This window comes from Mycobacterium attenuatum (assembly GCF_900566085.1).
Classification (GTDB): Bacteria; Actinomycetota; Actinomycetes; order Mycobacteriales; family Mycobacteriaceae; genus Mycobacterium; species Mycobacterium attenuatum.
The window spans coordinates 1-8,356 of record NZ_UPHT01000083.1; the positions used below are offsets into that span (position 1 = coordinate 1).

Annotated in this window: 5 protein-coding genes and 2 pseudogenes; 5 read left to right on the forward strand and 2 right to left on the reverse strand. The window is 65.4% G+C overall.

Annotated features, from left to right (window positions below; all coding sequences use genetic code 11):
- The 5 genes from EET13_RS14020 to EET13_RS14040 form a co-directional block, all read left to right on the forward strand.
- A partial coding sequence (locus EET13_RS14020; RefSeq protein ID WP_342212285.1) for a PGRS repeat-containing protein occupies positions 1 to 185 on the forward strand: 185 nt, incomplete at its 5' end.
- 59 nt (positions 186 to 244) lie between these two features.
- Positions 245 to 1,486 (forward strand): amino acid deaminase/aldolase, encoded by a 1,242-nt coding sequence (locus tag EET13_RS14025; RefSeq protein WP_122442866.1) that lies wholly within the window; start codon positions 245 to 247, stop codon positions 1,484 to 1,486.
- 43 nt (positions 1,487 to 1,529) lie between these two features.
- Positions 1,530 to 2,735, forward strand: a complete 1,206-nt coding sequence (locus tag EET13_RS14030; RefSeq protein ID WP_122442867.1) for a M28 family metallopeptidase — start codon at positions 1,530 to 1,532, stop codon at positions 2,733 to 2,735.
- A complete protein-coding gene (locus tag EET13_RS14035; RefSeq protein ID WP_122442868.1) occupies positions 2,732 to 4,018 on the forward strand; it encodes a D-arabinono-1,4-lactone oxidase in 1,287 nt (428 codons plus the stop codon). The genes EET13_RS14030 and EET13_RS14035 overlap by 4 nt, the downstream gene beginning before the upstream one ends.
- A 101-nt stretch (positions 4,019 to 4,119) precedes the next feature.
- Positions 4,120 to 5,484, forward strand: coding sequence for a wax ester/triacylglycerol synthase domain-containing protein (locus tag EET13_RS14040; RefSeq protein WP_122442869.1), 1,365 nt, complete (start codon positions 4,120 to 4,122; stop codon positions 5,482 to 5,484).
- Positions 5,485 to 5,871: 387 nt separating this feature from the next.
- Here the strand turns inward: EET13_RS14040 and EET13_RS32795 are convergent.
- Positions 5,872 to 6,132, reverse strand: a pseudogene (locus EET13_RS32795) (hypothetical protein); the annotation flags it as partial.
- 100 nt (positions 6,133 to 6,232) lie between these two features.
- Positions 6,233 to 8,356 (reverse strand): annotated as a pseudogene (locus EET13_RS30360) (hypothetical protein); the annotation flags it as partial.

Genomic DNA, 8,356 nt, shown 5'->3' on the forward strand with positions numbered 1-8,356 from the left:
TCGGGCGTCCATTGATCGGCAACGGCGCCAACGGAGCGCCAGGGACGGGTCAAAGCGGCGGTGACGGCGGGATCTTGATCGGCAACGGCGGCAACGGCGGCAACGGCACCGGCGGGGCGCCCGGGGGTACCGGTGGTGCCGGCGGATTCCTCTTCGGTCAAAAAGGGACCAACGGGCTGCCCTAGCTGGCACGTCCTTCACTTATCTGCTGCCAGAGTTCGCCAAGGTTCAGTAAGGTGACGGCGTGCCTGAGGTGGGTCGCGAGCAGGGTGCCGACGAGTCGGTCAGGCTCGACCCGCACGGCCGGCTGCAACGCTACGAGCAGGCATTCGCCGCCCTCGACCCGCCGTTTGCGTTCGTCGACCTGGACGCGATGTGGGCCAATGCGGCTCAGTTGCTTTCCCTAGCGGGCGACAAGCCAATCCGGGTTGCGTCGAAGTCGTTGCGGTGCAGGCCGTTACAGCGCGAAATCCTCGACTCGAATATTCGCTTCGAGGGACTGATGACCTTCACGCTCGCCGAGACGCTCTGGCTGGCCGACCACGGTTTCGACAACCTGTTACTCGCCTATCCGACGACGGATCGGGCGGCACTGCCTAAACTCGGCAAGCTCACCGCCGCGGACCCCGAACGGGCGCCGATCGTGATGGTCGACAGCGTCGAGCACCTCGACCTGATCGAAAGCGCAACCGCACACCCGGTGCGGCTGTGCCTGGACCTCGACGCCGGCTACTGGCGAGCCGGCGGACGGGTGAAAATCGGGCCCAAACGGTCACCGCTGCACACGCCGGAACAGGCCCGAGCGCTCGCGGTGGAGATCGCGCGCCGCCCGTCTCTGACGCTGGTGGCGTTGATGTCTTACGAGGGTCACATCGCCGGGTTCGGCGACAACGTGGCCGGCAGGTCCGCCCAGAACGCGGCCGTGCGGTGGATGCAGCGGCGGTCCTTTGCGGAGTTGCGGGAACGCCGCGCCCACGCCGTCGAGCTGGTGCGTGACGTCGCCGACCTCAAGGTCGTCAACGCCGGCGGTACCGGCGACCTTCAGCTGGTCGCCCAGGAGCCGGTGATCACCGAGGCCACCGCCGGTTCTGGGTTCTACGCGCCGACGCTGTTCGACACGTATTCGACGTTCGCCTTGCAGCCGGCCGCGATCTTCGCGTTGCCGGTCTGCCGCCGACCTGCCGCCGACACCGTGACCGCACTCGGTGGCGGCTATCTGGCCAGCGGAGTGGGCGCCAAAGATCGCATGCCGACCCCCTATCTGCCGAGCGGGCTCAAGCTCGACCCGATGGAAGGCACCGGTGAGGTTCAGACGCCCTTGTCGGGGCAAGCGGCCCGGAGCCTGAAGATCGGCGACAAGGTGTATTTCCGGCACACCAAGGCCGGCGAGCTGTGTGAGCGGTTCGATCAGCTGTACCTGGTTCGGGGCATGCACATCGTCGACGCCGTGCCGACCTACCGGGGTGAGGGTCGCACATTTCTCTAATGATGGAATGGTTCGCCTACCCGCCGTGTGACAAGGAGCTGCTATGACCGCGATCACCGCATTGCCGACCGAATTGGCCACGATGCGTACGGTCATCGAGACCCTGGCACCGATCGAACGCGGTGCCGGAGACCCCGGCGAGCAGGAGGCCGCGGTCAAGATCGTCGAGTACCTGCGCGCCGCCGGTGCACGGAATGCGCGGATCGAAGAGGAACAGTTCTACGACGGCTACCCGCAGCTGCACGCCAAGCTATCGGCGGTCGGGATCGGCGCCGCGATTGCCGGTCTGATCAGCCGTCGTTTGCGGGTGCTTGCCGGGCTGGCGGGACTGGGCGCGGGGCTGGCGATCGCCGACGACTGTTCCAACGGGGTACGCGTTGTGCGCAAGAAACTCCAAAAGCCCCGAACGACATGGAATGTCGTGGCCGAAGCCGGCGATCCCACCGGCAAGCGGACGGTCGTGGTATGCGCTCATCACGACGCCGCACACAGCGGCAAGTTCTTCGAACCGGGCTATCAGCGGTTCTTCGTCGAGCGGTTCCCCGGGATCGTCGAGCGCATCGACACTTCGCTGCCGAACTGGTGGCCGTCGATCCTGGCGCCGGCGGTGGCCGGCGCCGGCGCGCTACGGGGCAGCCGCAAGATGATGCTCGCCGGGGCCGCGATGAGCGCGATCGGGGTGGCGGCGTTCACCGACATCGCTCGCAGCCCGATCGTGCCGGGAGCCAACGACAATCTGTCGGCCGTCGCGCTGATCATCGCGTTGGCCGAGCGGCTACGCGACCGCCCGGTGCCGGGTGTGCGGGTGTTGCTGGTGTCGCTGGGCGCCGAGGAGCAATTGCAGGGTGGCATCTACGGTTTCATTGCCCGCCACAAGACTCAGCTGGACCGTGACCAGACGTACTTCCTCAACTTCGACACCGTTGGCTCGCCCGAACTCATCCTGCTCGAGGGCGAGGGCACCATGATCATGGAGGACTACTACCACCGGCCGTTCCGGGATCTGGTGGTTCGAGCCGCCGAACGCGCTGACGCACCGCTGCGGCGGGGCCTGCGATCGCGTAACAGCACCGACGCCGTGATCATGAGCCGGGCGGGCTACCCGACCGCCTGCTTTTCCTCCTTCGACCGCCACAAGGCGCTGTCGAACTACCACCAGATGTCCGATACACCGGAGAACGTCGTCTACGAGACGGTGATGCACGCGACAACGGTGGCCGAAGCCGTGGTGCGGGAGCTGGCCCGGTGAGCACCGTGTGGCGCAACTGGGCCGGCGAGCAGTTGTGCGCGCCGTCGCAGATCGTGCGGCCCACTTCCGAAGCCGAGCTGGCCGACGTCGTCGTCAAGGCAACACAGCGCGGCGAACGCGTGCGCGCCGTCGGGACCGGGCATTCGTTCACCGACTGCGCCTGCACCGATGGAGTGATGGTCGACATGACCGGCATGCAGCAGGTCATCGACGTGGACGCGACCGCGGGTCTGGCGACGGTTCAGGGCGGGGCCAGGTTGCACCCGCTGTTCGCGCAGCTGGCCGAGCACGGGCTGGGCCTGGAGAACCAGGGCGACATCGACAAGCAGTCGATCACCGGGGCGACCGCGACCGCGACGCACGGCACGGGGGCGCGCTTCACCAATGTGTCGGCGCAGGTCGTTTCGCTGCGATTGGTCACCGCCAGTGGCGACGTCTTGACCCTGTCGGACGGCGACGACTACTTGGCGGCACGGGTATCGATCGGTGCGCTGGGCGTGATCTCGCAAGTGACCCTCAAGGTGGTGCCGCTGTTCACGCTGCATCGCGACGACGAGCTGCGCCCGCTGGCCGATACGCTGGATCGACTCGACGAGCAGGTGGATGGCAACGACCACTTCGAGTTCTTCGTCTTTCCCTACGCCGATACGGCGCTGACCCGCACCACGCGGCGCAGCGACGAGGAGCCCAGGCCGCTGCCGGTGTGGAAGCGCCGGATCAGCGACACCGTCGAAAACGCAGGGCTGAGTCTGATCTGCCGCGCCGGTCGGCAATTTCCCAGTGCTGCACCGGCATTGAACCGTCTCATCACAAACTTGATGTCGCCGGCCACCGTTCAGGATCACGGCTGGAAGGTCTATGCGAGCGCACGCAACGTCAAATTCACCGAGATGGAGTATGCGATTCCCCGCGAGCATGCGCGCGCGGGGGTCCAGCGGGTCATCGACCTCGTCCGCCGCCGCAACCTGCCGATCATGTTCCCGCTCGAGGTCCGTTTTGGCGCCCCCGACGATGCTTTCCTGTCGACCGCACACGACCGGGACACCTGCTACATCGCCGTGCACCAGTACACCGGCATGGAATTCGAATCCTACTTCCGCGCCGTCGAAGAGATCATGGACGAGTATGCGGGTCGCCCGCACTGGGGTAAACGCCACTATCAGAGCGCCGGCACGCTTCGTGATCGCTATCCCGCCTGGGATCGCTTCGCGGCGGTCCGCGATCGCCTTGATCCGAACCGCGTCTTCCTCAACGACTACACGCGGCGGGTGTTCGGCCCCTGACGGGGCGACCAATGGCACCACTTGTAGGGACCAAAGTCCTTGGCTGACAACAGGCTAGTGACCGCGGCCGCGAGGCATCGTAGGTTTGTCGTGGAGCCACCATGACCGAATTCATGCGCAACAGCGACGCCTTTACCTGGGCGATGGAAACTGACCCACGACTGCGGTCCACCGTGGTCACGGTCGTATTGCTGGATCGATCCCCCGACTGGGACCAGATACGCCAACGATTCGACCTGATCAGCCGGGAGCTACCGATGTTTCGCCAGCGGGTGGTGGAATCTCCGCCGCCCGCCCCGCCGCGCTGGGAGTACGACGCGGACTTCGACCTGGACTACCACATGCGGCGGGTGGCCGTTCCCGTAACCGGCACGCTCGACGATGTGCTCGAGATGGCCCGGGTGGCCGAAATGCAGGATTTCGACCGGGCCCGGGCGCTGTGGGAGGCGACCCTGGTCGACGGCCTGCACGACGGTGCCGCGGCGGTGATCTGCAAATTCCACCATGCTCTTACCGACGGTGTCGGCGGCATCCAGATCGCGATGCGCCTATTCGACCTGTCCCAGGAGCATTACGAGCTGAAGTCACTGCCGGCAGCGCCGGAGGTACCTCAGCCGTCGCGGCTGGAGGGCTACCGCGAATCGTGGCGTTACAGCGCCTCATTGCTCGCCGACGCAGTGACGGGCACGGTGCGACAGCTACCGCGACTGGTGTACGGCGGAATCCGGCGGCCCGTCGCGACGGTGCGGTCGGCAGCAGCCAACGCGGCATCGGTCTACCGGACTGTTCGGCCGCTCAATCGCACCGGCTCGCCACTACTCAGGGATCGCGGCCTGATCCGGCGTCTGGGAGTGCACGAGGTGCCGCGCCAGCAATTGCGCGATGCCGCGCACCGGTGTGGTGGTGCCCTCAACGATGCGTTTGTCGCCGGGGTGGCCGGCGGATTGCGCATCTATCACGAAAAACACGGCGTTGTGGTCGGCGATTTGCACCTGACCATGCCGATCAGCCTGCGGACGGACGCCGATGACATCGGTGGAAATCGAATCACGTTGATGCGGTTCGACATTCCAGTCGGCGAGGCTGACCCGGCGAAACGGATCAGGACCATCCACGAGCGCGTCGGTGCGGTGCGGCAGGAAAAGTCGCTGCCCCATACCCAGGCGATTGCCGGCGTTCTCAACCTGGTGCCGCGCTGGTACATCGGCTCGGTGCTGCGCCACGTCGATTTCCTGACCAGCGACGTGCCCGGGGTCCCGGTACCGGTGTTCCTCGGGGGCGCGGCAGTGCGGGCGCAATACGCTTTCGGCCCGACGATCGGCTCGGCGGTCAATGTCACGCTGCTGTCCTATGTCGACACCTGTGCACTGGGCATCGACGTCGACACGGCGGCCATCCCCGACTACGACGTCTTCCATGACGCACTCGTTGCCGGCTTCGACGAAGTATTGGCGCTCGCACGCTAATTGGCGACGGCGGCGGCCGTGGCCCCGGACGAGGCATCCGTTTCGGGTGCCGCCAGCGCAATGCGTGCCTGCACCCGCCCGGCCCGCATGAAGCCGGCCCACCGTCTGGTAGGGAACAGGCTCGATCATGATCAACCGCGATGCCGCACGCAACCGGGCCAGGTTCTCGCGCGCGAGCTCGATCTGCGGACAGGTACGCATCTGGCTTGCCACATACACGATGCTGGCGCGGCGATACTCCCAACCGGTGGCGTCTTCGCCCTGAAATCCTGGCGGATAGAAGCCGTTGATCGCCAGCGTGACCTCACACGGCTGCTCGATGTCGAGCAGGGGACGAACCGGGAAGATGTCGACGATGCCGCCATCACACCAGCGGAACCCGTCGAACCCGACCGGCTGGATGAACAGCGGCAACGCGATGGCCATATGTACCGCGCGTGCCACCGTAAGCTGCGGATGCGTACGGGACCGATGAATTCGACTCTGTTCTGCTCGATATTCCAGATCGGTGCGTACGCCGCAATGGGTAGCTGGCCCAGGGTGCTCGCGGGTGCGGGCCGGTATCGAGGTGACACCGCCGGATGGGCGGCTTCCCGGCGCGGCGGGTGGGCGCTGGTCCACCTCGCGGGCGGCGGGCGAACATCTCATCTCTTCGCCGATGCACAGTCCGCGGTTCGGCGTGAATGAGGTCAATTGCTTACCGGCCTCCGCTGGTTCGCCCGCCGGGTAGATCTGCTGAGCGCCGCGCTCACAATCGGAACCAGCCCGCGGCCGTGTCTCCGAAGCTGGCGATGCCAGCGAGCAGGTTGGGCAGGGCCAGCGGAAGTGTCCCGGTGTTCGCGAGGCCCGAAGTGCCGCTACCGAAGTTGAACAGCCCTGAGGTGTTGGCGCCGACGTTTTGGTATCCCGAGCCGCCGAAAAAGCCGGCGGGGTTCACGTTGAACAAACCTGAGAGGCCCAATCCGCGGTTGCCGAACCCTGAACTGTCCCCGTCGCCGGTGTTGAAGAAGCCCGACGAGGGTGCGCTGCTCGTGTTGCCGAATCCGGGCGGCGGCGGGACGTCGAAACTCGCAATCGTGGTGCTGGGCAGCGTGACGCTGGGGATCGTGAGGCCCGGCAACGTGAAACCGTCGAGGTGTACGGGCGGCACCGTCAGACCCGGAATGGTAAAGGAATCGAGCTTGATGGGGTTGACGCCGAGTTCCGGCATGGTGAAGGCGCCCAGCTTGATGGGAGGCAGGGTGATGTCGGGCAGGGTGATCGGCGGCAGCCCGAAGGAGTCCACCCCGATCGGGTCGATGCTGAATGCAGCGGTGGTGACCCCGGGGATGGTGAAGGCGCCCAGCTTGATCGGCGGGACGTTGATGTCGGGCAGGGTGATCGGCGGCAGCCCGAAGGAGTCCACCCCGATCGGGTCGATGCTGAACGCAGCGGTGGTGACCCCGGGGATGGTGAAGGCGCCCAGCTTGATCGGCGGGACGTTGATGTCGGGGAGCGTAATGGGCGGTAGGCCAAAGGAGTCCACGCCGATCGGGTCGATGCTGAACTGCGCGGTGGTGATGCCCGGAATGCTGAAGCCGTCCAGGCGGACGGGATCGATGTCGAGCCCCGGGATGGTGAAGGCGCCCAGCTTGATCGGCGGGACGTTGATGTCGGGGAGCGTAATGGGCGGTAGGCCAAAGGAGTCCACGCCGATCGGGTCGATGCTGAACTGCGCGGTGGTGATGCCCGGAATGCTGAAGCCGTCCAGGCGGACGGGATCGATGTCGAGCCCCGGGATGGTGAAGGCGCCCAGCTTGATCGGCGGCACGTTGATGTCGGGGAGCGTAATGGGCGGTAGGCCAAAGGAGTCCACGCCGATCGGGTCAATTGTGAACTCCGTGGTAGTAAGCCCCGGAAAACTGAAGTCGCCCAGATTGATTTGCGGAATCCTGATGTCCGGCAACGTGATCGGCGGCAGACCGAAAGCGTCGATGCCAAATCTCGGGAGTGTGTATGGCCTGATAGTCAAGGTGGGCAGATCGAAACCTGAGGATTCCAGCGAAACCAGGTTGAAGTACGCTTGGCCATTGAATGGGTCGACAATTGCTGTGTTGGGAATATAATTGACGCCCTTCAGCGCGAAGACGTTGGTGTCCCATTTGACCGCCAGACTGTAGATCCCAATGCCGTCGAAATGGATCGTCGGTGTCTTGAACTCCGGCGAGGTTATTGTGGGCGTTTGAAAGCCGCCGAAGGTTATGCTGTCGACCTTGAAGCCGGGTATGAACATCTCCGGCAAAGTGATCCCCGGCACATTGATTGTCGGCGTGGTCAGTGGTGGGATGACCAGCTTGGGCGTGGTAGAACCGCCCAATAGTGCGCTGTCGAGCTTGAAGCCGGGAATGGTCGCGGCGGGCAGGTCCAGCCCTGGCACGGTGATTGGCGGGGTGGTGATGTTGGGCAGGTCGAGGTCAGGCACCGCGATCGTTGGTGTGGTCAACGCGGGAATGCCCAGCTTGGGTGTGGTGAATCCACCGAGCAGCGCGCTGTCGAGTTTGAAGCCCGGCACCGTCACCGCCGGCAGGTCCAGCCCTGGAACGGTGATTGGCGGGGTGGTGATGTTGGGCAGGTCGAGGTCAGGCACCGCGATCGTTGGTGTGGTCAACGCGGGAATGCCCAGCTTGGGTGTGGTGAATCCACCGAGCAGCGCGCTGTCGAGTTTGAAGCCCGGCACCGTCACCGCCGGCAGGTCCAGCCCTGGAACGGTGATTGGCGGGGTGGTGATGTTGGGCAGGTCGAGGTCAGGCACCGCGATCGTTGGTGTGGTCAACGCGGGAATGCCCAGCTTGGGTGTGGTGAATCCACCGAGCAGCGCGCTGTCGAGTTTGAA

Excerpts from the sequence above, each read along its gene's own strand:
- EET13_RS14030 (WP_122442867.1), top strand. The coding sequence starts at position 1,530 with ATGACCGCGATCACCGCATTGCCGACCGAATTGGCCACGATGCGTACG.
- EET13_RS14040 (WP_122442869.1), top strand. The coding sequence starts at position 4,120 with ATGACCGAATTCATGCGCAACAGCGACGCCTTTACCTGGGCGATGGAA.